Source organism: Acidovorax sp. FW305-C-20-28 (assembly GCF_058783375.1).
In genome coordinates, this window is the sequence record NZ_JBYSYM010000001.1 from 73,412 (window position 1) to 97,565 (window position 24,154).

The following is a 24,154-nucleotide window of genomic DNA, read 5'->3' on the forward strand; positions in this document are numbered from 1 at the left end:
TGCCTCCATTTCGGCGCGCTGCGCCCGTCTGTTCGTGAACCGCCCCCTGCCCCGCCCTGCCCTTGCCCGGCCCCCGAGCTTCTCCGCCCGCGAGTTCCGCGATGCGCTGGGCATGTTTGCCACCGGTGTCACCATCGTCACCGCGCGCAATGAGGACGGCAGCCTGGTGGGCCTGACCGCCAGCTCGTTCAACTCGGTCTCGCTGGCACCGCCGCTGGTGCTGTGGAGCCTGTCGCGCGGTGCCAGCACCATGCCCACCTTTGCCAACGGCGCGCACTACGCCATCAATGTGCTGGCGGCCGACCAGAAGGCGCTGGCCGAGCGGTTCGCCACGCGCGGCATCGACCGCTGGGCCGGCGTGGTCCACCACCCCGGCACCAACGGCGCACCCGTGCTCGACGGCGCGGCCGCGACCTTCGAGTGCTTCAACCGCAGCCGCTACGAAGAGGGCGACCACCTGATCTTCGTGGGCGAGGTCGAGCACTGCAGCCACCGCGCCGGCGTGCCGCCGCTGCTCTACCACGGCGGCCGCTTCTACACCGAGCACCCGCTGTGACACCGGGCGTGCTGGTGCGCCAGGTGAACACCGGCAGCGCGCGGCGCCTGAAGGTGGGCGAGCGCAGCGTGCTCAGCGCCATCGGCAAGGCGCCGGCTGCAGGCCCGGTGGCCGTGGGGCGGCTGGGCCTGGCCGGTGATGAGCAGGCGGACCTGAACGTGCATGGAGGCCTGGACAAGGCGGTCTATGCCTACCCGGCTGCGCACTACGCCTTCTGGCAGGCAGAGCGGCGCAAGCGCAGCGTCAGCCTGTTCGACGAAGCATTGCCACCGGGATTCATGGGCGAGAACCTCACGGTAGACGGGCCGCTGGAGCACGAGGTCTTTGTCGGCGATGAGTTGCACTTCCCCGATTGCGTGCTGCGCGTGACGGCACCGCGCGAGCCCTGCTTCAAGTTCAATGCCGTGATGGGCTTCGCCCAGGCCGGCCGCGCCATGGCGCAGGCCGGTTGCTGCGGCTACTACCTCGCAGTGGACCGGCCCGGCAGCATCGCTGCGGGCCAGCAGGCCACCCTGGTGCCGGGGCGCCGCTCGCTGAGCATTGCCCAGGCCTTTGCGGCCAAGTTCGCCAAGCACGCACGCTAGGGCGTGTGCTGCGGCTGGCCCCATTGCCGCGCCTGCTCCTGCAGTTGCGGAAACACCTTACCCACCAGGGCCAATTGCGCCGCCATCAGGCTGGGGGCTGGGCTGGCTGGCACAGACGCCGCGGCACCGAATTCCTGCAGCACCTGGGCCACGGCCGGCACCGGGGTGGATGGCTTGCCCGCCTGCTGCTGGGCCTGCCCGAGCTGCTCGGCCAGTTGCTGCAGCGATGCCAGCAGTGTGCCGGCCATGGCCTGCGCGGCCTCGTCCACAGGCTCGGCCCCCTCGCGGCGCTGCGCGCCCAGGGCCGAGAGGTAGTTGAGCTGGGTGTGCGACAGGCGCAGGAAGTTGGCCACCGCCTCCACATTGCCGCGCACGCCGCGCGGCTCCTTGAGCATGGCGCTGTAGGAGTGGGACAGCGCGGCGTCGGCATTGTGGGCGTTGCGCCGCGCCAGGCGGTAGTCGAGGTGGTCGCTCTTGCCGCTGTGGTACTGCGCCAGGATGGCGCGCAGGTACAGGGCCTGGGTCTGCAGCACCTGCGCCGCCAGCCGTGGCCACTGGCGCGACTGCCAGTGCGGCAGCACCAGCCAGGAGGCCGCCGCCGCGATCAGGCAGCCGGCGGCGGTGTCCAGCAGGCGCGCCAGGATCACACCCTGCGCCGTGCCCATCTGGTGGAAGCCCAGCAGCAGCAAGGCGGTGACCGCCGCCGTGGCCAGCACATAGCGGGTATGGCGCGCGCCGAAGAACACCGCGCCACCCAGCACCAGCAGCCCAGCCTGCACCAACGCGCCCGGAAACAGCTGGATCGCCGCCCAGCCCAGGGCCAAGCCGATGGCCGTGCCCTGGGCACGCTGCAGCAGCCGTGTCTGCGTGGCCGCGTACTGCGGCTGGCTCACGAACACGATGGTCAGCAGGATCCAGTAGCCGTGCGGGTCCTCAGTGGCCTGCATGAGGGCAAAGCCCGCCAGCAGCGACAGGGCGAGCCGCACGCCATGGCGCAGCCAGGGCGATTGGGGGTGCAGCTGCGCGCGCACCCGGCGCCAGGCATCGCGCAGGCTGCGCGGTTCGCGGTCGAACAGCGCGGTGTCCGCGCCCCCGGCCGGACCGCCCAGGGCGCCTGCCAGCACCCCGGCCATGGCCGCCAGGTTGTCGCCCAGCGCGTGCAGCGAGCGCAGCGGCCGGGCCATGGAGCCGGCGGCAGGCAGCGCAGCGCCCAGCTCGGCCGCAATGCCGTCCTGGTGCGCGATGGCGGCCCGCAGGTCTTCGATGGCGCGCGAGGTCATGCCCGCGTGCTGCGGCGGCGTCTGCTGCTGGATGGCCAGCGACAGCCGCAGCGCCTGCTCGCCCAGTAGCGTGAGCACGCGCTGGCAGCGGTAGAGCGCATCGCTGTGGAAAAACGCCGTGGCCAGCAGGTCGTAGTGCTCGTGCGAAGAACTCGCGCGCTCGTGCACATCCTGCGCAGCCAGGTACTGCTGCATGCCGGCCTGCAGCCAGGCGGGCGGCGTGCCGCGGCCCATGCGGCTCATCAGACTCTCCTTGGCGGCATTGAGCGCATCGACCACGCGCCCGTTGTGCAGTGCCAATGCCATGCGCCGGCGCTCCAGGTCCACGTCGCGCACGGGCTCCAGCAGCAAGGCCTTCAGGCGCAGGTACTCGCCCAGCACCGCGTACAGCCGCGCCAGCCGAAAACGCACTGGCGGCTGCGGCATGGCCCAGGCCCAGGCCACCGAGACCAGCCCATACCAGGCAGCCCCCGCCAGCAGCAGCGGCAGGGTCTGCACCGCCTGGGCCTGGCTGGAATGGGCCGCCAGCGCAGCATAGATGCACAGGATCAGCGAGCCGAAGGCGATGGCGCGGTAGCGCTCGCCCAGCGCCCCCAGCAGGCTGAAGGTGAAGGCGGCCACGGCCATCACCGCCATCAGCAGCCAGGGCGACTCCACCGTGCTCCACACGGCCAGGCCCACCATGCCGAAGCAGCCCAGGGCCAGCAGCTGTGCGCGCAGCCGGCCACGCCAGCTGTCGTCGGTCTCGCTCAAGGCGCTGGCGATCACGCCCAGCAGCACCGGCATCAGCTCGGTCTGCCAGCCGGCCTGCCAGCCAAAGGCCAGCACGCAGGCCAGCGCCAGAAACGCCCGCGCCCCGCGCGTGAAGCCCTCATGGTTGCGCGCACGTTGCCAATTGAGCCGCCAGGATTCATCCACGGGATATGCCTCATATTAGGGATTACCCTTAATACTAAGCAAAAAATCGGCCAGAAACCCGGATGGACGGCCACCACGGCCAGCAAAGCAGGCCTATTCCGGCGTGTGACAGCACACGCACAGCTTGTTGCCGTCCGGGTCGCGCACATACGCCCCGTAGTAGTTCGCGTGGTACTGCGGGCGCAGGCCCGGCGGGCCGTCGCAGGTGCCGCCATGGCGCAGCGCCAGGGCGTGGACAGCGTCCACAGTGGCGCGGTCGGCAGCCAGCAGCGCGTTCATGGCGCCATTGCCGGGGCTGGCGGCCTGGCCGTCGAAAGGCCGGCCAATGAGGAACAGCGGACGCGCCACGCCCGGCACCTGCCAGCCGGCCCAGGGCACTTCGGACTCGCAGAAGCGCTGCACCAGGCCCAGGCGCCCCAGCACCGGGCCATAGAACGCCAGGGCGCGCTCGAAATCGTTCACGCCGACATGGACATGGGACAGCATGGAACGAGCTCCTTTCGGCGGGTACTGGGCGCTGGGGCGCGCAGTACCCTCAGCGCACCGTATCGGGCAGCTCGATCTTGACCTCGAGCACCTCCAGGTTGTCCTGGCGTTCCAGGTGCACCTTGAGGTCTTCGGGGTTGATCTTCACGTACTTGGAGATCACCGACACCAGTTCGCGCTGCAGCGCGGGCAGGTAGTCGGGTTCGGAGGCGTTGCGGCCGTTGCGTTCGTGCGCCAGGATGATCTGCAGGCGCTCCTTGGCAACGCTGGCGGTCTTCTTCTTTTCGCCGAGCAGGAAGGAGAGAAACGATGCCATGGCTTACTTGCTCCCGAACAGGCGTTTGAAGAAGCCGGGCTTTTCGGCTTCGATGAAACGCAGGGGCTTTTCCGCCCCGAGGAAACGGTCGACCACGTCCTTGTAGGCTTCGGAAACGTCCGTGCCCTGGGCATGGATGGCCGGTGTGCCCTGGTTGGACGATTGCAGCACCACCTCGGACTCGGGGATCACGCCGATCAGCTTGATGCGCAGGATGTCCTGGATGTCCTCCAGCGACAGCATCTGCCCATCTTCGACCCGGCTGGGGTTGTAGCGCGTGATCAGCAGGTGCTCCTTGATCGGCTCACCCCCCTCGATGGCACGCTTGGTCTTGCTGCCCAGCATGCCCAGGATGCGGTCGGAGTCGCGCACCGAGGAGACCTCGGGGTTGGTGACCAGGAGGGCCTCGTCGGCGAAGTGCATGGCCATGAGCGCGCCGCTCTCGATGCCGGCGGGCGAATCGCACACGATGTACTCAAAGCCCATCTCGGCCAGGTCCTTGAGAATCTTCTCCACGCCGTCCTGCTTGAGGGCGTCCTTGTCGCGCGTCTGGCTGGCGGCCAGCACGAACAGGTTCTCGCACTGCTTGTCCTTGATGAGGGCCTGGTTCAGGTTGGCCTCGCCCTGGATCACGTTGATGAGGTCGTACACCACACGGCGTTCGCAGCCCATGATGAGGTCCAGGTTGCGCAGGCCGACGTCGAAATCGATCACGGCAGTCTTGTGGCCGCGCAGGGCGAGGCCGGTGGCAAAGCTGGCGCTGGTGGTGGTCTTGCCCACACCACCCTTGCCGGAGGTCACGACGACGATTTTGGCCATGGATTATTGGATCTCTCTGGGGTTGATACGTACGGGATTGCGCAGCGGCTCGATGAAGAGCTTCTCGCCTTCCAGGCGCACCTGGGCCGGCCTGCCCGCGACCTCGTCGGGCAGGGCGGTCTCCGTCGTGCGGTAGATGCCTGCAATGGACACCAGCTGCGGCTCCATGCAGGTGGAAAAGATGCGTGCCTCGGTGTTGCCGCGCGCGCCGGCAATGGCGCGCCCGCGCAGCGGGGCATACACATGGATGTTGCCATCGGCAATGACCTCGGCACCGAAGCTGACCATGGCCAGCACCACCAGGTCGGCGCCGCGCGCATAGACCTGCTGGCCCGAGCGCAGCGGCTTGTCGATCACCATGGTGCCCGGGCCGGCCACGGGCACTTCGCGCACCACCTCGACCTCGTGCACCACCTCGCGGATGACTTCCTGCACCTGGACGGACGTTTCGGCCGCCGGTTCCTGTGGTTCTTCTTGCGCGGGCGGGGCTTCGGCGCGGGGGGGCGGCACGTCGGGCGCCAGGCTGAGGCCCGCTGCGTGCGCGGCCTCCATCTGGGCCGGATTGCCGCCGCGCACCGCCACGGGCAGGGTGCGGTGCTCGCGCAGCACGGCAACGATGGCCGCGAAATCGATGGATTCCTCGGCCTCGCGCACCAGCGCCAGGTCGATCAGCACCGGGTCGTTGTCGAAGAAGCCGGGGGCGTCGGCGACCCGTTCGGCCAGTTCGGCAGCGAACTGGGCCGCATCGGTGGTCTTGAGCAACACCGCCACCACAGGCAAGCTTGCGCTCTTGAGATCGAAGCGGGTGCGGACCTGGGCCGCCGTGGAAAAGGCCATGTCAACGGGTTTGGTTGATTGGAAGCGCCTGGAAAGCCCAGGCGCCATGCGCAAAGTGTACCGTGGGCCCGCAGAGGCCCTGTTTCGGGGTGTCCGGCCGGTGCCAGCACACTGGGCAGGCGCCTCCCATAATCGGCCGCCATGTCCATCGCCCGCAAAACCCACCTCGATTCCCTGGCCGTCGGCCTGCTGCTCACCTGCTGCATGTTCTGGGGCTTCCAGCAGGTGCTGGTCAAGGCCACGGTGGGCGAAGTGGCGCCGGTGTTCCAGGCCTCCGTGCGCTTCGTGCTGGCGGCCCTGGCCGTGGCCGCCTGGTGCCGCTGGCGCGGTGTGCCCCTGTCCAGCCGCAGCGAGCCCCGGGGAGCGCTGCGCGGCGGCCTGCTGGCCGGCGCCCTGTTCGCGGGCGAGTTCGCCTGCATCTATGTGGGCCTGCAGTACACCAGCGCCTCGCGGCTCACGGTGTTCCTCTACGGCGCGCCGTTCTGGGTGGCGCTGCTGCTGCCGCACTTCATCCCCAGCGAGCGGCTGCGCGGCTGGCAGTGGCTGGGCCTGGCTGCTGCCTTCGTGGGGGTGGGGCTGGCCCTGGGCGACGGCATGGCCGGCCCGGCCAACGCCGCCATGCCCCGGGCCTGGCTGGGCGACCTGTTGGGCGTGGCCGCCGGCCTGATGTGGGCGCTCACCACCGTGGTCATCCGCACCACGCCGCTGGCGCGCGTGGCGCCGGCCAAACAGCTGTTCTACCAGGTGGGCGTGAGCGCCGCCGTGCTGCCCTTCCTGTCGCTGGCGCTGGGCGAGCCCTGGGGCTGGCAGTTCAGCGCCTTTGCCTGGGGCTCTCTGCTGGTGCAGGCCCTGGTGGGTGCCTTCGTGAGCTACCTGGCCTGGATGTGGATGCTGGCCCACTACCCGGCCACGCGCATCTCGGTGTTCGTGTTCCTGACCCCGGTGTTCGCCCTGCTGTTCGGCGCCCTGTGGCTGGGCGAGCCGGTGACTCCTGGGCTGGTGGTGGCCCTGGGGCTGGTGGCGGTGGGGATTGTGCTGGTCAATCGCAAGCCGGCTGCTGCGTAACCCTTACCCCCGCACGCCCAGGTAGAGGTGCGCGATCAGCGAGGAAATGGCGAACGCACCACCCAGCCACAAGGTCAGCCACCGAAAGGCTTCGTACTCCCGGCCGTTCGCGCTGCGAGACAGGCTTTGCACCGCCACGGACAACAGGGCAACCGCCCCGCACGCCAGTGCACCCAGCATGAGCAGCAAGGGGCCGCCGCTCAGCACCACCAGGGTGCTGTATCGGCCCGCGGGAATGCGCAGCCTGCCTGCGCTGGCGGCGACCACTGCGACGACCACCAAGTACAAGGCCCAGCGCAGACTCGATGCCCCGGCCTTGGAGTCTGGACCGGCGGGCGGTTCATCCTGCCGCGGGGGCTTCGCCATCAGAACTTAGGAATACGGATGCGGCTGATCATGAGGGAACCGGACGCGGCAAACAGCAACACCAGCGGGTGCAGCGTGAAGCCGCCGATCAGCACCTTGCCGAACCACAGGTTCTCGCCCAGGGCGCCCATGTAGGCGGCCAGGGCCATCAGGCCCACGAGCACGATGGAGGTGGGGATGGGCGTGCCCTCGAAGTATTTCACCTTGCCGTCGTCGCCCGAGAGCGATTCGGCCGTGACGTTGTAGCGTGCCAGGCGCGAGACGCCGCAGGCTACGAAGTAGGCCAGCACCACGCGGTCGTACAGGCCCTGCATGCCGCAGCCGTAGGCGATGATGGCCGGCGCCACGCCGAACGAGATCACGTCGGCCAGCGAATCGAGCTCGCGCCCCATGGCCGAGCTTTTCTGGCGCCAGCGCGCGATGCGCCCGTCGAGCACGTCGAAGATCAGCGCCGCCAGCACCAGCGCCGCCGCAAAGTAGATGTGCAGCACCTCGCGCGTACCCAGGTAGGTCATGGCGGAGAACAGCGCGCCCACGCCACACACCGCGTTGCCCAGCGTGAACCAGTCGGCCAGGTGGAACTCGCGGATCATCGAAAAGCGCTTGGGATGGGGTTGGGGGGTGGTCATGTCAGGGGCGCTCCAGTCGCGCCATGGAAAGTGGTGACGCCACATTATGGGCGGCCCCGGGCGCCGTTCCCTGTAGGCACATTCCCCGCGCGGCTGGCGCAGCGCCAAGGGCGCCGCCCGTCCCCACAGCTCCTCAGATGCCAAGTTTTTTGAACAGTGTGTCCATGGTTTTGGGCAATTGTCAAAAAATCCATACGCACCAACAATGGCCAGACAACGGCCTGTTTGTCAGGATGGAGCCGATTTGCCAGGAGACAAGACCATGCACACCGCCAGGAGCGCACAGCAGCCCTGCCCCACCCCCGTTGCCGCCGCGGGCACGGAGGCGAGCGCGCCATGACAGCCCCCCTCTGCCCCACGCACCCGCCTCTGTCGGCCCCTTTTTCTCCGGCGTTTCCGGTGCGCAGCCTGCAGGATGTAGAACGCCTGGAGGCCGTGCCCCTGGCCCAGGCGCTGCCGGTGCAGAGCACCTACGAGATCTTTCGCAACTCGGCCCATGCCTTTGGCGACAAGACGGCGCTGAGCTTTCTGCCCACGGCCGACCCGGCGGATGAGCCCGTGCGCTGGTCGTACACCCAGCTGCTGGCCGGCATCCACCAGACGGCCAACCTGCTGCACAGCCTGGGCGTGGGGCCAGAGGATGCCGTGGCGGTGCTGCTGCCCGGTTGCCTGGAGTACCACCTGGCCCTGTGGGGCAGCGAGGCGGCGGGCATCGTGCAGCCGCTCAACCCGCTGCTCACGCCAGAGAAGCTGGCGTCCATGCTGGCCCTGGCCGGCGCCAAGGTGCTGATCGCCTATGGCGAGGACGGCGACTCGGGCTTCTGGACCAAGGCCATGGGCCTGCGCAGCGCCGTACCCAGCCTGCGCACCGTGCTGCGCGTGGCACCGCACGGCGAGGCGCCGGGCGCGGCCGGCCCGCTGCCCGAGGGGGTGCTCGACTTTGCCCGCCGCAGCGCCCAGCCCGACGACCGGCTGGTGAGCGGCCGGCGCATCGCGGCCAGCGACATCGCGGCCTACTTCCACACCGGCGGCACCACGGGCGCGCCCAAGCTCGCCCGGCACAGCCATGGCGCCCAGGTGTTCACGGCCTGGGCCTGCGTGCAGATGCAGGGCATGCGGCCCGACGATGCGGGCATCAACGGCTACCCCCTGTTCCACGTGGCGGGCGTGCTGCCTGGCGCGCTGGCCGCGCTGTCGGCCGGGGTCGAGACCATCATCCCGACCACCGGGCTGTTCCGCAGCCGCCAGGTGCTGGCCAACTACTGGCGCCTGGCCGAGCGCTACCGCTGCACCTACCTGTCGGCCGTGCCCACGGTGCTGGCCGCGCTGGCCAACGTGCCGCTGGATGGCGCCGACATCTCGTCCCTGCGCTACTGCCGCACGGGCGCCGCCATCCTCGCACCCGAACTGGCAGCGCGCTTCGAACGCCTGTTCGGCCTGCATGTGCACGAGAGCCTGGGCATGACCGAGATGGCCGGCATCTCCACCATCACGCCGCCGGGCGTGAACGCGCCTGCGGGCTGCGTGGGCTGGCGCCTGCCCCACACGCGGCTGCGCATCGTCGCGCTCGACGCGCACGGCAATGCCTCGGACCGGGAGATGCCGCCCGGCCAGCCGGGCATGGTGCTGTTCCACTCGCCCAACCTGTTCTCGGGCTTTCTCGATCCTGCCGACACGGCCAGGGCTTTCACGCCCGACGGCTGGCTGGCCACGGGCGACCTGGGCTTCATCGATGACCAGGGCCGGCTGCACCTGAGCGGGCGCTCCAAGGACCTCATCATCCGCAGCGGCCACAACATCGACCCCAAGGTCATCGAGGACGCGCTGGGCGCCCACCCCGCCGTGCAGCTGGCCGCCGCCGTGGGTGCGCCCGATGCCTATGCGGGCGAGCTGCCGGTTGTCTTCGCCACGCTGGTGCCCGGCGCCCAGGCCAGCGAGGCCGAGCTGCTGGACTTTGCCTGCGCAGGTGTGGACGAGGCCGTGGCCCGGCCGCGCCGGCTGACCGTGCTGGACACCATGCCCGTGACCAATGTCGGCAAGATCTACAAGCCCGCACTGCGCCTGCAGGCCGCCTGCCAGACCGTGCAGGCGCTGGTGGACGGCGCGTGCGCCGAGCTGGGCGTGGCTGCCCGCCCCGCCGTGCAGCCCGAGGGCGAGAGCGCCGTGCGCGTGGCCGTCGCAGGCGGCGACACGGCCCTCGCAGACCGCCTGCGCCAGGTGCTGGAGCCCTTGCCCATCACGGTGCACATCGTGGCCGGACCACCGCCCGTTGCCTGAGCCATTTTCTTTCCCCCAAAACCCAGAACGATTCCAGGAGACAAACCAGCATGCGAACTTTCCAGACCCTTCAGCGCCGCACCTGGCTCGGTACTGCCGCCGCAGCCCTGGCCCTCGGCACGCTCGCCGGCACGGGCGCACTGGCCCAACAGCCGGCCTACCCCGCCAAGCCGATCAAGGTGGTCGTGCCCTTTGCCCCGGGCGGTGCCACCGACGTGCTGGCCCGCGTGCTGGCCGAGAAGATGGCGGCCGGCCTGGGCCAGCCCCTGGTCATCGACAACAAGCCCGGCGCGGCCGGCATCATCGGCACGGATGCCGTGGCGAAGGCCGCGCCCGACGGCTACACCATCGTGCTGGGCCTGAGCAATTCGCTGCTGACCAACCAGTTCCTCTACGAAAAGCTGCCCTACGACCCCCAGCGCGACCTGGCCCTGGTCTACCAGATCGCCATCGCCCCGCTGGTGCTGGTGGCCCACCCCAGCGTGCCCGTGGCCACCGGCCCCGAGCTGCTCAAGTACGCCGCCGCCCACAAGAGCAAGGTGGCCTATGGCTCCTACGGCACGGGCGCCTACCCGCACCTGGCGGGGGCCTACATGAGCCTCACGCAGAACGCCGACATGAGCCACGTGGCCTACCGCGGCGAGGCGCCCATGGTGCAGGACCTGATCGGCGGCCAGATCCAGATGGCCTACGCCAGCGCGCTGGTGGCCAAGGCGCACATCGACGCCGGCAAGCTCAAGGCGCTGGGGGTGACCGGCGAACGGCGCATGGGCATCCTGCCCAACGTGCCCACGCTAGCCGAGCAGGGCATGAACGATGAGGCCTACCGCGTGACGGGCTGGCTGGCCTTTGCCGCCCCCGCGGGCACGCCCCCGGCCATCCTGGAGCGCCTGGCCAGCGAGGTGCGCAAGGCCGTGCAGCTGCCCGATGTGGCCCAGCGCATCGCGGGCATGGGCTTCGAGGCCCGCACCAACTCCTCCCCGGCCGAGTTCAAGGCCGCGTACATGAAGGAACGGCCCGTCTGGGAGCGATTGATCAAGCAGTCTGGCGCAAAGCTCGACTGACCCCCTGAGCTGCTTCGCGTCTCGGTGCGTCCGCCAGGGGCGGCCGCTCTTCGTTGCCGTCCAAGCCTGCGCAGGCAGGCTTGGAGCCGCGGCACTCAGCCCCTGAAGGGGGACGCCCCCGGTGCGGCGGGGCGGCCCTTGCACGGGGGCACTGGCATCGGGCGCGCCAGTTTTGCAGGTCGAGGGCCTGGGTCAGCCCTGCGCTGCCGCCTTGGCAGCCCGCTGGTTGGCAAACGCCACATACCAATCCAGGCAACCCGGGTTGGCCATGGCGTCCTTGTTGACGACCTTCTCGATGGGCTGGCCCAGCAGCAGCTTCTTGATGGGCAGTTCCTGCTTCTTGCCGCTCAGGGTGCGCGGGATTTCGGGCACCTGGAAGATGTCGTCGGGCACGAAGCGCGGGCTCAGCGCGGTGCGCACGGCGCCGTTCAGGCGCTGGCGTGTGGCCTCGTCGAGCTGCGCGCCTTCGCGCAGCACCACGAACAGCGGCATGTAGCTTTCGCGGCCCAGGTATTCGAGGTCGACGACCATGCTGTCCAACACCTCGGGCAGGGCCTCCACGGCGCTGTAGATCTCGCTCGTGCCCATGCGCAGGCCGTGGCGGTTGATGGTGGCGTCCGAGCGGCCGTAGATGGTGCAGCCACCACTGGTGCCATCAATCTTGAGCCAGTCGCCATGGCGCCAGACGGCACCGGCCTCGGGGCCGGCATCGCCGCCGCCGGGGCGACGGCCATGGCCGGGCGGGTACATGTCGAAGTAGCTCGACAGGTAGCGCTCGCCGTTCGCATCGTTCCACAGGTACAGCGGCATGGACGGGATGGGCTGCACGCAGACCAGCTCGCCCACCTCGTCCTTGACAGCCTCGCCCTGCGCGTTCCAGGCTTCCACAGCCGCGCCCAGCATGCGGCACTGCATCTCGCCGGGCACCTGGGCCATCTCGCGGTGGCCGCCGATGAAGGCGCCGCAGAAGTCCGTGCCGCCCGAGATGTTGTTCCACCAGATGTCCGGCGTGCCGATGCGCTGGAACTGGGCCGTGCCCCAGGCCTGCACCTCGGGCGAGAGCGGCGAGCCCGTGGTGCCCAGGGCACGCACGCGCGACAGGTCGCCGCAGGCGGCCAGGTCCAGCCCCGACTTCATGCAGTTGGCAAAGAAGGCCGCCCCCGCGCCGAAGAAGGTGACGCCGGTCTCGGCCGCGAAGCGCCACAGGGTGCCCCAGTCGGGCCGGTCCTTGCTGCCGCCGGGGTTGCCGTCGTAGATCACGCAGGTGGTGCCCGACAGCAGGCCGCTGGCCTGGGCGTTCCACATCACCCAGCCGGTGGAGCTGTACCAGTGGTAGCGCTCGCCGAAGCTGTTGGCCTCGTAGCTGCAGCCAATGTCGTTGTGCAGCACCTTGAGCTGCAGTGCCACCAGCACCATGCCGCCATGGCCGTGCACGATGGGCTTGGGCAGGCCGGTGGTGCCGCTGGAGTAGACGATCCACAGCGGGTGGTCGAAGGGCATCCACGCGGGCTCGAAGGCATCCACCGCCGGCCCGCTGGCCGCCACGTCTGCCGTCCAGTCGGACCAGCCGGCCAGCGCCGCATCCACAGCGAGGTTGGGCACCAGGATGGCGTGCTGCACGCTGGGCAGGGCCGCGCGCAGCTCGGTGAGCACGCCCGTGCGGTCGTGGTCGCGCCCGCCATAGGTGATGCCGTCCACGCCGATGAGCACCGTGGGCTCGATCTGGCGGAAGCGGTCGAGCACGGCGTTGGTGCCCATGTCGGGCGCGCAGATGCTCCACACGGCGCCGATGCTCACCGTGGCCAGCAGGGCCACCATGGCCTCGGGGATGTTGGGCAGGTAGGCAGCCACCCGGTCGCCGGGCTGCACGCCCTGGGCCTTCAGGTGCAAGGCCAGCGAGGCCACCTGGCGGCGCAGCTCGGGCCAGGCCAGCTCGCGGTGCTGGCCTTTCTCATTGCGGCTGATGACGGCCGGAAGGCCGGCGGCATGGGCCGCCTGCACATGGCGCAGCGCCTGGCGCGCGTAGTTGAGCTGCACGCCCGGGAACCATTGCGCCCCCGGCATGGTGTTTTTGGCCAGCGCCACCGTGGGGGGCGTGGGCGACTCGATCTCGAAGTAATCCCAGACGCTGTGCCAGAAGGCATCGAGCTCGGTCGTGGACCAGCGCCACAGCGCGTCGTAGCTGTCGAAGGCCAGGCCGCGCTGCTCGCGCAGCCAGTTCTGGTACAGGCGGATCTGGGGAACGAATGGGGGGGTATTGGTGCTTGTCTCCATGGCGACGCAGCGTACCAGCGCGGGCGCAGACCTGCCATGGGGCACCGTCCCCGGATTGACACCCGACAGGGGCATGACCGGCCTCCGGCCCGCACAACAGACGGTCACACTTTTTCGGGAAAACCCTTGCGAGGTACGACAACCGCTGGCGAATACTGCGCTTCGCCCGGGCGAGGCCCGGGACACCACAACAAATGCATCCGCAATAACGAGGGGGAATGGAGATGAAGAACACCCGCACCGCGGGGGGCGCCGCCGTGCGCCCGCTGCAACGCACGCCCTGGGCCATCGCGGCCTGGCTCTGCCTGGCCTGCGCTGGCAGTGCCCAGGCGCTCACGCCACTGCCACCCGCCGTGTCGGGGGCCAGCACCTGCTTCCACAAGGACCGGGGCTTTGTCGGCCGGGCCCAGCTGGATTTCAGCACCGAAAGCCCCGATGGGCTCTTCGACATCTACAAGGGCGCCCACTACCAGGGGCAATGGGCCTTCCAGAACGGCCAGGGGCAGTGGGTGGTGCTGCCGCCCTCGATCGGCGTGGTGCCTGTGGCCGGCAGCGCGGTGCGCCACCCCCAGCGCAGCCAGGGTGCCGGCGTGCACACCCTGGAGGTGGCGGTCGCCGAACCCGGCCTGCGCTCCGCCGCAGCGCTGCCCGGGCTCACGGTGTTCGTGGGCTACGGCGCCAGCGGGGCCCAGAGCTTTGCCGACCTGCTGGCGCGCCAGCGCTTCGGCGTGCTGGGGCAGATCGCGGGTGACGAGCCCCTGCGCGACCAGTGCGATACCCCGTCCCCCACGCCGGGTGGAGGCGGCGCAGGCGGTGGCGCAGCGCCCACGCCGGCCCCTGCCGGAGGCAGCCCGGTCGCGCTGAATGTGCGCGTGCAGGGCCTGGGGCTGGGGCGCACGCTGCAGCTCGGCCATGGCGCTGCGACCCTGAGTGCAACCCTGAACGAACCCTACCGCTTCGCCCCCCAGGCGGCGGCCGGGGCCGCGCTGGACCTGCGCATCATGGCCCAGCCCGCCGGCCAGCGTTGCGCTGTGTCGGAGTCCGCGCCGGCCACGGTGCCTGCCGATGGCGCGCCGGTCTTCGTGCGCTGCGTGCACACCGCCGCGGCCCGCCTCACCATGCCCGACACGGAACCGCGCAAGCCGCTGGCCGTGGCCTTTGCATTGCGCGATCTGGCCTACCCCGGCATCGCCTACGAGAGCCGGCCCGGCGTGGTGGGTGGCACGTTTCCCTACGAGTACCGCCTGCAGGGCTTCACGCGCAATGGTGCGGCCCAGAACCCTGCCGACCTGTCGCTCGATTTCCGGCGCGGCACGGTGCGCTTCACCCCGCCTGCCGAGGGCAGCTATACCGTCACCCTGGAGGTCCGGGACAGCGGCAGCACGGCGCAGACCGTGGTGAAGAGCTTCACCATCGATGTGGCGGCTTCGCGCTTCGTGTTCGTCGCTCCCGAGGGGCAGGACGCCGGTGGCCGGGGCGCGCGCGCCCTGCCCTACCAGACGCTGGCCTATGCCCTCGCGCGCACCACTTCAAGCCAGGCCATCGTGCTGCGCCAGGGCAGCTACCTGGCTGGCGGCCTGCGGCTGCTGGACAGCAAGGCCAAGCAGATCCTGGCCTACCCCGACGAGGTGGCCACGCTGGACCTGGACCGGGCGGGCAGCATCTCGGTGGCCTCCTCCACGGCCCCTGCGCCGCGCATCGAGGGCGTGGACATCGCCAACGTCAAGCAGTACGGCATCGTGAGCGACCCGAGCAAGGCCGGGCTGGTGGTGCGCAACGTGCGCTTCATCAACGGCGAAGAGGGCCCCACGCTGAGCGAGAACCCCGCCTTCATCCATGGCTGGGGCGACACGGGCCCCGCCTGGCGCCACCAGTTCCTGGTGCAGGACACCGATTTCGGCACCTACGTGGGTGCGGGCTACGCCACCACCTTCTTCGACGCCGGCGAGTCGCTCGTCGAGAACAACCAGCTGCGCCTGGGCAAGGTCAACGGCGGCTTCCACGACAAGGACAATTCGCAGAACAACACCTATCGCGAGAACTACATCGTGTTCTCGCTCGCCAACCGCACCACCTCGGGCATCCAGGTGTCGGCCCAGGCCAATTCGCTGGGCGTTCACATCCACCACAACCTGCTGGTGAACGCCGGCATTCTGCTCGGAACCCAGTGTTTCCAGAGCACCTGCTTCATGCGCGACCACGACGTGCACCACAACACGCTGGTGAACCAGCGCATCGCCCTGAGCTGGGGGCCGTTCAACCCCACGAGCTTTGGCACGCGCATCAGCCACAACATCCTCAGCAGCGGCAGCACGGCGCCCTATGGCGGCCTGTCGTGCCAGGGCCGGCCCGCCGGCCTGGCCACGCAGCTGGCGGCCCGCGCCAACTGGATCGAAAGCACGAACCCACTGGCCTTCAAGGACAGCGAGTGCACGGGCAACGACATGGCATGGTCGGTATGGCAAGGCACCTACGGCCAGGACACGGCGGCATCGGGCAGCAGCGTGAGCCCTTCCAGCGTGCTGACCGGCTCCGGGCCGACCACCGGGCTGCCGGCAGGCGACGCCCGCCGCACCCAGCGCGGGCACCAGTACTGATGCTGTGGGGTCGCCTGCGGCCCCCTTGATCGCGGCGGCCGGGGTGGTCAGCCGCCTTCGGGTTCGTGCAGGCCGGTGATGGCGTAGCCCTTTTCCTGCAGCTGGGCGCCTGGCTTGACGATTCCGTAGTGCTCCCAGCGGTCGGCATCTTCGTCGAGGTCCTGGCCCTTCACCTCGGTGTCCCAGTCCGTGTTGGTCGCTTCTTCCGGAATTCGCTTTCCTTCCGGCACGGCCAGGTGGGTGAAACGGCCCTCAGCTTCGGCCCGACGGTAGATGTCCACGCGCATGGTTGGTCCTTTGGCGGTTACAAAGCAGCCACTCTACTTCCCAGGGAAAAAAGGCGCCGTAGGAAAAACTCCCGCTGGCATCAGGGCCTTGGCGTGGGCCCGAAAAGCCTGCGGAAATCCGCTGCTTTTATTTTTCGCACACATGTGCTAAATTCACACCATGGATGCCAAGACCCAGAAAGCAGAACTCACGCGCGCCGCCATCGTCGGCGCGGCGCTGGACATCGCCGCGTCGGACGGACTCGAATCCATCACCCTGCAGGCCGTGGCCGACCGGGTGGGTCTGTCCAAGAGCGGGGTGTTCTCGCGTGCCGGCTCGCGCGAGGCGCTGCAGAAGGCCGTGATCGAGGAGTTCGGGCGCCGTTTTCTGGTCGATGTGTTCGTGCCTGCCATGCAGCACCCCAAGGGGCTGCCGCGCCTGCAGGAGATCGTGCGCCGCTGGATCGCGCGCACGCGCGACGTCGAGGCCTTCACGGGCTGCATCTACACCGCTGGCGCCTTCGAGCTCGATGACCGCGATGGCGAGCTGCGCGACCTGCTGCACACGGAAATCACACGCTGGCGCGCCGCTTTGCGCCGCACCGTGCTGCAGGCCATCGAGGCCGGGCACCTGCCCGCCGCGACCCCACCCGACCAGCTGGTTGCCGAGATCTATTCCATGATCATGGGCCTGCTGCACGACGTGCGCTTCCTGCGCGATCCGCAGGCTGTGCAACGCACCGAGGCGTCCTGGGCGCGCCTCGTCAAGAGCTACCAGACGGCCTGACCCCCGGGGTGTGGCCTTGGAAACCCTTGCTTTCAGTTCGTCCAAATTTCGCACAACCGTGCGAAGAAAGGAAAACACCATGCTGATCCTTGCAAGCTTTGCCGCTGCCGCTGCCCTGGTGGCCGGCGCCCTCCATGCCGTGCGCCAGACGCTGGCCCGGCTTCCGCGCAGCAACCGCGATTGGGTCTTCTACTGACCCGTAGCCCCCCTCTTCGCTTGCTGTGCATTCGTCCACCCTCTCCCGGAGCCCCACCATGAGCCAGTCCACCGCCGTGCAGGCCACCTCGAACTTCTACGGCGCCCATGCCGGCATGCGCCTCGTGCGCCTGGCACTGGGCACGGCGCAACGCCTTTGGCCGCGGCTGGCCGTGCGCACCGCCTACCGCCTCTTCGGCACCCCCCTGCCCTTGCGCAAACCCGGCCAGCAAGCCCTTCCGGCCGCCGGCTGGAGCGCTGAGCGCTGGCCCTTCGAGGACGCCGAAGTCACGCTCTACACGCGCAGCGACCTGCCGGCCGAGGGCCCGGTGGTGCTGCTGTCCCACGGCTGGGGCGGGCATGCGCGGCACATGCTGCCGCTGGCCGAGGCCCTGGCCGCACGCGGCATGCAGCCCGTGCTGGTGGATCTGCCCGCGCACGGCGGCAGCCGGGGGCGGGTGAGCAACCTGCCGCAGTTCGCCCGCGCCCTGGAATACGCCACCGCGCGCCTGCAGGCCCGGGGCCATGCGCTGGCCGCCGTGGCGGCGCACTCGCTGGCGGCCAACGCGGCGGCCCATGCCGCGAGCCGGGGACTGCCGGCCGGCCGGCTGGTGCTGCTGGCGCCACCCGCATCGCCGCGCGAGTACACCCGCCTGTTCGCCCAGGTGTTCGGCCTGACCGAGGCCACGCGCGCCGCGATGGAGCGCCACATCGAGGCGCGCGAGGGCATCCTCATGCCCCAGTTCGAACCCCAGGCCGTGGGCCCGCGCATCGCGCTGCCCACCCTGGTCGTGCACGACCGGGGCGACCGCATCAACCGCTTTGCCGACGGCGAGGCCTACCGCGACCACATCGCCGGCGCACAGCTGCTGGCCACCGACGGCCTGGGCCACCGCAAGCTGCTGCAAGACGAGGCCGTGCTGCGCGCCGTGGCGGATTTCATACAGCGCTGACACTGCCCTCGGCAGGGGGCCTATGATCGGCAGCCCCTATCCTGCCGACCCGAGTTTCCGATGCCCCTGCTCATGTCCGCCTGGCCCGTCCTGGTCTGGGCGCTGCTCGCCCTGGTCGTGGTGTCCGCCGTCTTCTTCCTCGCCAAGGGCAACCGCCGCGCCTTCCTGCAGCTGCTGGCCCTGGTGGCCTGCTTTTTCATCGGCGCGCTGCTGATGGAGTTCATGCTGTTCATGGCGGCGCGCATGTCACGCACGGGCGGTGTGCAGGGCACGCCCGTGCTGGGCGATGGCACGCGCCAGTTGCTGCAGACCATTGCCAACCCACGCTCGATAGCGGCCCCGCCGCTGTCGCTGGCCGCGGTGGCGGCGTATTCGGTGCCGCTGTCTTATCTGTGGCTGCTGGTGGCCTGGGTGCTGCACCTGCGCGGTGGCGGCAGCAAGGCGACCCCCTCCAAAAAGAAAAAGCCCGCCAAGCCGCGCAAGGCTTGACCTGCGGCAAAGCCCCTGCTGGCGTCAGGGCAGCACAATGGGCCGCGCACCTGATTGGGGTGCGCTCCCTTTCCTCCTGTTGCCATGACTTCGCCGTGTGACGTTCTCATCGTGGGTGCGGGCCCTACCGGGCTTTCGCTGGCCATCGCGCTGGCGCAGGCCGGCTTCGGCGCCACCGTGGTGGAGCGGCAGCCCGAGGCCGCGCTGGCCGACCCGGCGCCCGACGGGCGCGAGATCGCGCTCACCCACCCCAGCGCGGCCACCTTGCAGCGCCTGGGCACCTGGGCCGGCCTGCAGGCCCATGAACGTGGGGAGATCCGCGAAGCGCAGGTGCACGACGGCCCGCCGGGCCGCCACGGCCCCCTGCGCCTGCACACCGGCGGGGCCCAGGCGCTGGGCGCCATCGTTCCCAACCGCGCGCTGCGGCGCACGGCCCATGCCGTGGCCGCCCGCACCGCGGGTGTGCATATCCTCACCGGCGCCCAGGTGAGCCGGGTTGCCATCAGGGCGGGCCATGCAGAGCTCGATTGCACGCTGGCCCCGGCCAAGGGTATGGATGCCGCGCAGGCGCTGCACCTGCGCGCCCCCCTGCTGGTAGCGGCCGACAGCCGCTTCTCGGCCACGCGCCGCCAGCTGGGCATCGGCGCGGACACCACCGACTTCGGCCGCACGGTCATCGTCTGCCGCATGCGCCATGCCCTGCCCCATGGCGGCACGGCCCATGAATGCTTTGGCTACGCACGTACCCTGGCCATCCTGCCCTTGCCTGAGGCGCCCGACGGCCAGTCCATCTGCTCGGTGGTGGTCACGGCCGGTGCCGCCGATGCGGCCGCGCTGATGGCCCTGCCGCCCGAGGCCTTTGCCGCCGAGGTGCAGGCCCAGTTCCAGCAGCGGCTGGGGCCCATGCAGCTGGAGGGGGAGCGCCATGCCTATCCGCTGGTGGGCGTGTATGCCCAGCGCTTTGCGGGCCCGCGCTGTGCGCTGCTGGGCGATGCCGCCGTGGGCATGCACCCGGTGACGGCCCATGGCTTCAACCTGGGATTGGCGGGCGTGGAGCGGCTGGTGGCCGCCCTGGTCGCGGGTCGCCACCAGGGGCACGACACCGGCCATGCAGCCGCGCTGGCCCGCTATGCGAGCGCCCACCACCGCCATGCCTGGCCCCTCTACCAGGGCACGAACGCCATCGTGCGGCTGTACACCGACGCCCGGCCGCTGCCCCGCCTGCTGCGCCAGGGCGTGCTGCAGCTGGCCCGGCGCCTGCCACCGCTGCGGGCGGCCATCGTGGGGCAACTCACCGGGCCCATGGGCGCACGGGCGTCAGCCCACCGGACCACGCTGCGGCCCTGGGATTGAACGGACGCTCAGGAGCTGAGCATGCCCCACACCAGAGCCACACCGGCCACCAGAAGGTCCCCGGTAACCGTGGCCTCGGAGGCATCGCCGCTGGTGAAGCGCTGCTTTTGCCGCTCGCGCTCGGCGCGCGTGCGGTCGCGCTCCAGCGACACCAGCGCATCCGCGAGGTCCGTGCGCTGGGGTGGGTGCAGCTGGGCGGCACGCTGGCCGGCCTGGGCATAGCCCTCCAGCGCACGCTTCACGGCTTCGGGGTCGATCAACGAGAACGCCGCGCGGCAATACGGGCAGGCGTGGTCCTTGCGGATGTCCACGGGCGCGCCGCAGCTCGTGCAGTAGATGGCACCCACGCGCTGGGCCAGGTCCGCCACCTCGGGTTTCGTCATGTGGCGCACAAAACCCTTCTCCACCATGAAGGACGAGAAGGTGCTGAAGCGGCCATGCTGGCTGGCACAGCGGTACAGCACATAGCGGCCGCTGCGCACCAGATCGAAGCCATGCGCGAGCGGGCGCACGCAGCGCGGGCAGGCCATGCTGTTCTGCAGGGGACGCCGCTCGTCCGTGCGGTGCTCGTGCAGCAGCTTGAACAGCTCTACCACGGCCGTGGGCGCCAGCTTGAGGTTCTCGTGCCGGTCGAACCAGATGCCCTGGCAGGGAAAGCAGATGTCGAGCGCCAGCTCGCCGCCCAGGTTGGTGGCGAAGCGGTGCTCCTCCATGGGCTGGCGGCAGGAGGGGCAAGAGGGAAGGTGCTGCATGGACGAAGGCAAAGCCGGCGGGAATGCGCCCATGGTAGCGCGGCAGGGGCCTGACCCGCAGGCGACGAACCCAGCCCGCCGAACCCAAGCACAATGGCATGTTGCCAACCCGACGGGCGCCTGCCGGCGCCCTCTGCGAGAGAAGAGAAGAGTACAACGATGCCTGCCATCTGGAAGAAACCCATCACCGTCGAATCGCTCACCCACCACAGCCTGCGCACGGCCGTGCCGCACCTGGGCATCGAGTTCCTGGAGGTCGGCGACGACTTCGTGCGCGGCCGCGTGCCCGTGGACGAGCGCACCCACCAGCCCTACGGCCTGCTGCACGGCGGCGTGAGCGTGGTGCTGGCCGAAACGCTGGGATCCGTGGGTGCCGCCCATGCCTGCCCCGAGGGCTACCGCGCCGTGGGCCTCGACATCAACGCCAACCACCTGCGCTCCACCCAGAGCGGCTGGGTCACGGGCACGGCGCGCCCGGTGCACATCGGCCGCACCACCCACGTCTGGCAGATCGACATGGTCAACGACGCGGGCGAAATGACCTGCGTGTCGCGCATCACCATGGCCATCCTGGCGCCGCGCTGAGTGCTGCCCTCCCCCGCCCCCGCACCGCTCAGTGGTGCGGCGGGTGCGTGGGGTCTTCGAGCGCTGCCTGCGGCCGCGGCGCCTGGGCCGCATAGCCGGCCGCAACCTGCTGCAGCATGCGGTCCAGCTCCGCGCGCGGGAAATGCCGGCCGCGCAGCACCACCGAGGCAATCCGGTCGAGGTTGCGCACGTCCTCCAGCGGGTTCGCGTCGAGCAGCACCAGGTCGGCCCACTTGCCCGGCTCCACGGTGCCCAGGGTGGACTCGCGCCCGGCGAACTGCGCCCCGTTCAGCGTCGCCGCCTGCAGCACCTGCAGGGGCGTGAGGCCGGCGGCGCGCAGCTCGGCGAACTCCTGGTGCAGGCTGAACCCGGGCACGAGCCAGCCCCCGCCCAGGTCCGAGCCGGCGAGGATCTTCACGCCCTGGTCCTGCAGCAGCTTCACGGTGCTGCGCTGCAGCTGGTAGAACGACTGCAGGCCCGCCCGGGCCGGGGCCGACAGGGTGGCGTCGAACTGCGCGCCGATGCCGGCCCACTGCGCTGCACGGGCCTTGTCCACATACTGCAGGTTCGGGTCGTTGCGGTAGGCCGGATCGTTCCCATAGGCCTGGGTGCGCAGGCGGACCAGGGTGACGGCCTGCCAGGTTCCGTTCTTCACGAACACCTGGGCCAGGCGGGCGCACTTGGCCGCATCGTAGCTGGCGATGAGCCGCAGGGTCAGGTCGGCATAGGCGTTGCCATCGGCCAGGCGCGGGTTGATGACCTGCGTGGGGGGCGGCACCCGCAGGGCCAGCGCCGCAGCGCGGATCGCGGCCTCCTCGCCCGAGCAGTCGAGCAGCAGGCCCATGCCCGAGCCCAGGTGCTCGATGGAGCGGTAGCCTGCCGCCGAGGTCGCGGCTGCGCTCACCGCCGGGCTCATGTGGCCGGCCGCGTGCGAGCCCTGTTGGCGCGCCTCGTCGATCGCGGCCAGGAAGGCGGCCGGCGGGCCGCCCACCACCTTGATGAAATCCGCCCCTTCGGCCAGCCGATCGCGCACGAACTGGCGTGCGCCCTCGGGCGTGGGTGCCTGCCCGGCATAGATCAGGCTGGGCACCATCAGCACTTCGGGCCCGGCGGCAGAGCCCGACTGCACGGCGGCGTTGTGTCGGCGCACCGCGGTGATCAGCGCCGGCGAGCCGCCGGCCTCGCGGATGCCCGTGACGCCGTTGGCCAGCAGCACGGTGAAGTCGTTGGGCTCCGATCCCAGCGTGGGCGCTGCATGGGTGTGCATGTCCAGGAAGCCCGGCACGAGGTAGCGGCCCGCGCCGTCCACCGACTGCACGCCAGCGCCGGTGCGCACGGGCGATGGGCTGATGGCCTGGATGCGGCCGCCATGGATGACCACATGCACCCCACGCTGCAATGTGCCGTCGCGCGTGTCCACGACGTGCACATTGCGCAGCACCAGGCCTTCGTCGACCACCGCCAGCGGGGGTTGCTGGCTGCACGAGGACAGGGCTGCCGCCGCGGCGATGGCGGCCACCACGGTGGCCAGGAAAGACAGGGTTTTCATGGCAGGTCCTCAGAAGCTGTGCCGGATGCCGATGTCGTAGCCCGTGCCGGAACCACCCCCGGCCAGACCCGAGCTGCCGCCATTGCCGCCGCGGAAGGTAAAAGTGTCGCCACCCAGGTTGCGCAGATGGGCGATGCTGCCGTAGACCGCCGTGCGCTTGGACAACAGGTGGACATAGCCCACGGCCACCTGCTCTGCCCCACTGCCCTGCGCATTGTCGCGCCGCGTGCGGTGGTAGGACACGGGGATGTAGCCAACCGCCCCCACCGGAATCGTGGCACCGACACCCCAGTGCGTGTAGCGCGTGTCCGCCACGCCCGTTGCATTGAAGCCGCCGTGGGCCATCAGCTTGGCGAAGCCCGCGTCGTAAGAGGCCCCCAGGTTGAACTCCTTGACCTCACCGCCCGCCGGCGCGCCATAGGCTGCCGGACCGCGTGACTGGGCATAGGCGATGGCGGCATTCAGGCCGTCCTGCGCATAACCGACGCGTGCGCCGGTGTAGCGGCCCAGGGGCGCTGCACTGCCGCTGTTCTCGGCGAAGGCATGCATGGCCTGGGCGTAGAAGCCGCGCCCCACGTACGAGGAGCTGTTGGGTGCATAGCCATAGCGGTAGCTCACGGTGTTGTCCACGTACACCGAGGTCAGCGGGTTGGCGCTGGAGCCCCCGTTGCCACCGGCACCGATGGCGATGTTGGTGGCGGCGCCCGGCCCCACGCCGTTGAAGGGGTCGAAGACCAGGTGGTTCCAGAACGTGGGCGCGTTCTCGCGGCCCAGGCGCACCTCGCCCCAGGGTCCGCTCAGGCCCACCGTGCTGCGCCGCTGGAAGGCCAGGGCGCCCCCCGCCGTGCCCGCGCCCGTGTCGTTGAGCAGCGCGGCTTCCAGCCAGAAGCCCGCGACCAGGCCGCCGCCCAGGTCTTCGGTGCCGCGAAAGCCCAGCAGGCTGGGCGAGCCGCCGCTGCTGCCCAGCAGGGTCCTGCGCACGCCATTGAGCTGGTAGTGGGCGATATCGGCATCGATGTTGCCGAAGATCGTGACCGAGGATTGGGCAGCGGCGGCCGTGGCCAGCAGGCCCAGCGTGGCGGTGATGAGGGTTGTCTTCATGTCCATGTCTCCGTTCTTTTGAAAGTCATCGTGTTCTTTGGGGAGCCCTTTGGTGC

23 protein-coding genes are annotated in these 24,154 nt (G+C 70.0%); 11 read left to right on the top strand and 12 right to left on the bottom strand.

What is annotated here, in order from left to right:
* Positions 1-34: 34 nt before the first annotated feature.
* Both AC3WOH_RS00345 and AC3WOH_RS00350 read left to right on the top strand, forming a co-directional pair.
* Positions 35-556, top strand: a complete 522-nt coding sequence (locus AC3WOH_RS00345; protein ID WP_184855076.1) for a flavin reductase family protein — start codon at positions 35-37, stop codon at positions 554-556.
* Positions 553-1,140, top strand: coding sequence for an MOSC domain-containing protein (locus AC3WOH_RS00350; RefSeq protein ID WP_492227430.1), 588 nt, complete (start codon positions 553-555; stop codon positions 1,138-1,140). Before AC3WOH_RS00345 ends, AC3WOH_RS00350 begins: the two co-directional genes overlap by 4 nt.
* Here AC3WOH_RS00350 and yccS read toward each other — a convergent pair.
* From yccS to minC, 5 genes are all read right to left on the bottom strand, one after another.
* Positions 1,137-3,338: a YccS family putative transporter gene (gene yccS / locus AC3WOH_RS00355; RefSeq protein ID WP_492227431.1), complete on the bottom strand. Its 2,202-nt coding sequence runs from the start codon at positions 3,336-3,338 to the stop codon at positions 1,137-1,139. The genes AC3WOH_RS00350 and yccS overlap by 4 nt on opposite strands.
* A gap of 93 nt (positions 3,339-3,431) precedes the next feature.
* The gene (locus AC3WOH_RS00360; protein ID WP_492227432.1) at positions 3,432-3,824 is read right to left on the bottom strand and encodes a VOC family protein; all 393 of its coding nucleotides are present in this window, start codon (positions 3,822-3,824) and stop codon (positions 3,432-3,434) included.
* A gap of 49 nt (positions 3,825-3,873) precedes the next feature.
* Complete coding sequence (gene minE, locus AC3WOH_RS00365) at positions 3,874-4,140, bottom strand: cell division topological specificity factor MinE (protein WP_184855080.1); 267 nt, start codon at positions 4,138-4,140, stop codon at positions 3,874-3,876.
* A gap of 3 nt (positions 4,141-4,143) precedes the next feature.
* On the bottom strand, positions 4,144-4,959 hold the full coding sequence (gene minD / locus AC3WOH_RS00370; RefSeq protein ID WP_184855081.1) for a septum site-determining protein MinD: 816 nt from the start codon (positions 4,957-4,959) through the stop codon (positions 4,144-4,146).
* Positions 4,960-4,962: 3 nt separating this feature from the next.
* Positions 4,963-5,796: a septum site-determining protein MinC gene (minC, locus tag AC3WOH_RS00375; RefSeq protein WP_492227433.1), complete on the bottom strand. Its 834-nt coding sequence runs from the start codon at positions 5,794-5,796 to the stop codon at positions 4,963-4,965.
* A 141-nt stretch (positions 5,797-5,937) separates the two neighbouring features.
* Here minC and AC3WOH_RS00380 point away from each other — a divergent pair, with 141 nt between their 5' ends.
* A complete protein-coding gene (locus AC3WOH_RS00380) occupies positions 5,938-6,861 on the top strand; it encodes a DMT family transporter (RefSeq protein ID WP_492227434.1) in 924 nt (307 codons plus the stop codon).
* Positions 6,862-6,864: 3 nt separating this feature from the next.
* Here the strand turns inward: AC3WOH_RS00380 and AC3WOH_RS00385 are convergent, their stop codons facing one another.
* On the bottom strand, positions 6,865-7,227 hold the full coding sequence (locus AC3WOH_RS00385) for a hypothetical protein (protein ID WP_492227435.1): 363 nt from the start codon (positions 7,225-7,227) through the stop codon (positions 6,865-6,867).
* The gene (gene pssA / locus AC3WOH_RS00390) at positions 7,227-7,856 is read right to left on the bottom strand and encodes a CDP-diacylglycerol--serine O-phosphatidyltransferase (protein ID WP_492227436.1); all 630 of its coding nucleotides are present in this window, start codon (positions 7,854-7,856) and stop codon (positions 7,227-7,229) included. Before pssA ends, AC3WOH_RS00385 begins: the two co-directional genes overlap by 1 nt.
* A 399-nt stretch (positions 7,857-8,255) precedes the next feature.
* Between pssA and AC3WOH_RS00395 the strand changes: the two genes are divergently transcribed.
* Both AC3WOH_RS00395 and AC3WOH_RS00400 read left to right on the top strand, forming a co-directional pair.
* Entirely contained in the window at positions 8,256-10,133 is a 1,878-nt protein-coding gene (locus AC3WOH_RS00395; protein WP_492227437.1) for an acyl-CoA synthetase, read from the top strand.
* Positions 10,134-10,183: 50 nt separating this feature from the next.
* On the top strand, positions 10,184-11,197 hold the full coding sequence (locus AC3WOH_RS00400) for a Bug family tripartite tricarboxylate transporter substrate binding protein (protein WP_492227438.1): 1,014 nt from the start codon (positions 10,184-10,186) through the stop codon (positions 11,195-11,197).
* A gap of 192 nt (positions 11,198-11,389) precedes the next feature.
* Here the strand turns inward: AC3WOH_RS00400 and AC3WOH_RS00405 are convergent, their stop codons facing one another.
* Positions 11,390-13,471 carry an acetoacetate--CoA ligase gene (locus AC3WOH_RS00405; protein ID WP_492227439.1) on the bottom strand — a complete coding sequence of 694 codons (2,082 nt, stop codon included), beginning with the start codon at positions 13,469-13,471 and terminating at the stop codon, positions 11,390-11,392.
* 224 nt (positions 13,472-13,695) lie between these two features.
* On the opposite strand from AC3WOH_RS00405, the gene AC3WOH_RS00410 reads away from it, so the two are divergent.
* Positions 13,696-16,068, top strand: coding sequence for an Ig-like domain-containing protein (locus AC3WOH_RS00410; RefSeq protein WP_492227441.1), 2,373 nt, complete (start codon positions 13,696-13,698; stop codon positions 16,066-16,068).
* A gap of 47 nt (positions 16,069-16,115) precedes the next feature.
* On the opposite strand, the gene AC3WOH_RS00415 is transcribed toward AC3WOH_RS00410, so the two are convergent.
* Positions 16,116-16,355, bottom strand: coding sequence for a DUF6139 family protein (locus AC3WOH_RS00415; protein WP_492227442.1), 240 nt, complete (start codon positions 16,353-16,355; stop codon positions 16,116-16,118).
* 160 nt (positions 16,356-16,515) lie between these two features.
* On the opposite strand from AC3WOH_RS00415, the gene AC3WOH_RS00420 reads away from it, so the two are divergent.
* The 4 genes from AC3WOH_RS00420 (at position 16,516) to ubiM (ending at position 20,111) form a co-directional block, all read left to right on the top strand.
* Positions 16,516-17,121, top strand: coding sequence for a TetR/AcrR family transcriptional regulator (locus tag AC3WOH_RS00420; protein WP_492227443.1), 606 nt, complete (start codon positions 16,516-16,518; stop codon positions 17,119-17,121).
* A 254-nt stretch (positions 17,122-17,375) separates the two neighbouring features.
* Positions 17,376-18,269 carry an alpha/beta hydrolase gene (locus AC3WOH_RS00425; protein ID WP_492227444.1) on the top strand — a complete coding sequence of 298 codons (894 nt, stop codon included), beginning with the start codon at positions 17,376-17,378 and terminating at the stop codon, positions 18,267-18,269.
* 60 nt (positions 18,270-18,329) lie between these two features.
* Positions 18,330-18,758 (top strand): hypothetical protein, encoded by a 429-nt coding sequence (locus AC3WOH_RS00430; protein ID WP_492227445.1) that lies wholly within the window; start codon positions 18,330-18,332, stop codon positions 18,756-18,758.
* 84 nt (positions 18,759-18,842) lie between these two features.
* Positions 18,843-20,111 (top strand): 5-demethoxyubiquinol-8 5-hydroxylase UbiM, encoded by a 1,269-nt coding sequence (gene ubiM / locus AC3WOH_RS00435; protein ID WP_492227446.1) that lies wholly within the window; start codon positions 18,843-18,845, stop codon positions 20,109-20,111.
* An 8-nt stretch (positions 20,112-20,119) separates the two neighbouring features.
* Here ubiM and AC3WOH_RS00440 read toward each other — a convergent pair whose 3' ends face one another.
* Entirely contained in the window at positions 20,120-20,863 is a 744-nt protein-coding gene (locus AC3WOH_RS00440) for a TFIIB-type zinc ribbon-containing protein (protein WP_492227447.1), read from the bottom strand.
* A gap of 159 nt (positions 20,864-21,022) precedes the next feature.
* Here AC3WOH_RS00440 and AC3WOH_RS00445 point away from each other — a divergent pair, with 159 nt between their 5' ends.
* Positions 21,023-21,448, top strand: coding sequence for a hotdog fold thioesterase (locus tag AC3WOH_RS00445; protein ID WP_184855097.1), 426 nt, complete (start codon positions 21,023-21,025; stop codon positions 21,446-21,448).
* A gap of 28 nt (positions 21,449-21,476) precedes the next feature.
* Here AC3WOH_RS00445 and AC3WOH_RS00450 read toward each other — a convergent pair whose 3' ends face one another.
* Complete coding sequence (locus tag AC3WOH_RS00450; RefSeq protein ID WP_492227448.1) at positions 21,477-22,997, bottom strand: amidohydrolase family protein; 1,521 nt, start codon at positions 22,995-22,997, stop codon at positions 21,477-21,479.
* Between the two features lie 9 nt (positions 22,998-23,006).
* A complete protein-coding gene (locus AC3WOH_RS00455; RefSeq protein WP_492227449.1) occupies positions 23,007-24,098 on the bottom strand; it encodes a porin in 1,092 nt (363 codons plus the stop codon).
* Positions 24,099-24,154 lie beyond the last annotated feature (56 nt).

What these genes read in the sequence shown, in the direction of transcription:
- AC3WOH_RS00360 (WP_492227432.1), bottom strand. Translation starts at nt 3,824, where the DNA reads ATGCTGTCCCATGTCCATGTCGGCGTGAACGATTTCGAGCGCGCCCTG.
- minE (WP_184855080.1), bottom strand. Translation starts at nt 4,140, where the DNA reads ATGGCATCGTTTCTCTCCTTCCTGCTCGGCGAAAAGAAGAAGACCGCC.
- minD (WP_184855081.1), bottom strand. Translation starts at nt 4,959, where the DNA reads ATGGCCAAAATCGTCGTCGTGACCTCCGGCAAGGGTGGTGTGGGCAAG.
- minC (WP_492227433.1), bottom strand. Translation starts at nt 5,796, where the DNA reads ATGGCCTTTTCCACGGCGGCCCAGGTCCGCACCCGCTTCGATCTCAAG.
- AC3WOH_RS00380 (WP_492227434.1), top strand. Translation starts at nt 5,938, where the DNA reads ATGTCCATCGCCCGCAAAACCCACCTCGATTCCCTGGCCGTCGGCCTG.
- AC3WOH_RS00385 (WP_492227435.1), bottom strand. Translation starts at nt 7,227, where the DNA reads ATGGCGAAGCCCCCGCGGCAGGATGAACCGCCCGCCGGTCCAGACTCC.
- pssA (WP_492227436.1), bottom strand. Translation starts at nt 7,856, where the DNA reads ATGACCACCCCCCAACCCCATCCCAAGCGCTTTTCGATGATCCGCGAG.
- AC3WOH_RS00400 (WP_492227438.1), top strand. Translation starts at nt 10,184, where the DNA reads ATGCGAACTTTCCAGACCCTTCAGCGCCGCACCTGGCTCGGTACTGCC.
- AC3WOH_RS00405 (WP_492227439.1), bottom strand. Translation starts at nt 13,471, where the DNA reads ATGGAGACAAGCACCAATACCCCCCCATTCGTTCCCCAGATCCGCCTG.
- AC3WOH_RS00410 (WP_492227441.1), top strand. Translation starts at nt 13,696, where the DNA reads ATGAAGAACACCCGCACCGCGGGGGGCGCCGCCGTGCGCCCGCTGCAA.
- AC3WOH_RS00415 (WP_492227442.1), bottom strand. Translation starts at nt 16,355, where the DNA reads ATGCGCGTGGACATCTACCGTCGGGCCGAAGCTGAGGGCCGTTTCACC.
- AC3WOH_RS00420 (WP_492227443.1), top strand. Translation starts at nt 16,516, where the DNA reads ATGGATGCCAAGACCCAGAAAGCAGAACTCACGCGCGCCGCCATCGTC.
- AC3WOH_RS00425 (WP_492227444.1), top strand. Translation starts at nt 17,376, where the DNA reads ATGAGCCAGTCCACCGCCGTGCAGGCCACCTCGAACTTCTACGGCGCC.
- AC3WOH_RS00430 (WP_492227445.1), top strand. Translation starts at nt 18,330, where the DNA reads ATGCCCCTGCTCATGTCCGCCTGGCCCGTCCTGGTCTGGGCGCTGCTC.
- ubiM (WP_492227446.1), top strand. Translation starts at nt 18,843, where the DNA reads ATGACTTCGCCGTGTGACGTTCTCATCGTGGGTGCGGGCCCTACCGGG.
- AC3WOH_RS00440 (WP_492227447.1), bottom strand. Translation starts at nt 20,863, where the DNA reads ATGCAGCACCTTCCCTCTTGCCCCTCCTGCCGCCAGCCCATGGAGGAG.
- AC3WOH_RS00445 (WP_184855097.1), top strand. Translation starts at nt 21,023, where the DNA reads ATGCCTGCCATCTGGAAGAAACCCATCACCGTCGAATCGCTCACCCAC.
- AC3WOH_RS00450 (WP_492227448.1), bottom strand. Translation starts at nt 22,997, where the DNA reads ATGAAAACCCTGTCTTTCCTGGCCACCGTGGTGGCCGCCATCGCCGCG.
- AC3WOH_RS00455 (WP_492227449.1), bottom strand. Translation starts at nt 24,098, where the DNA reads ATGAAGACAACCCTCATCACCGCCACGCTGGGCCTGCTGGCCACGGCC.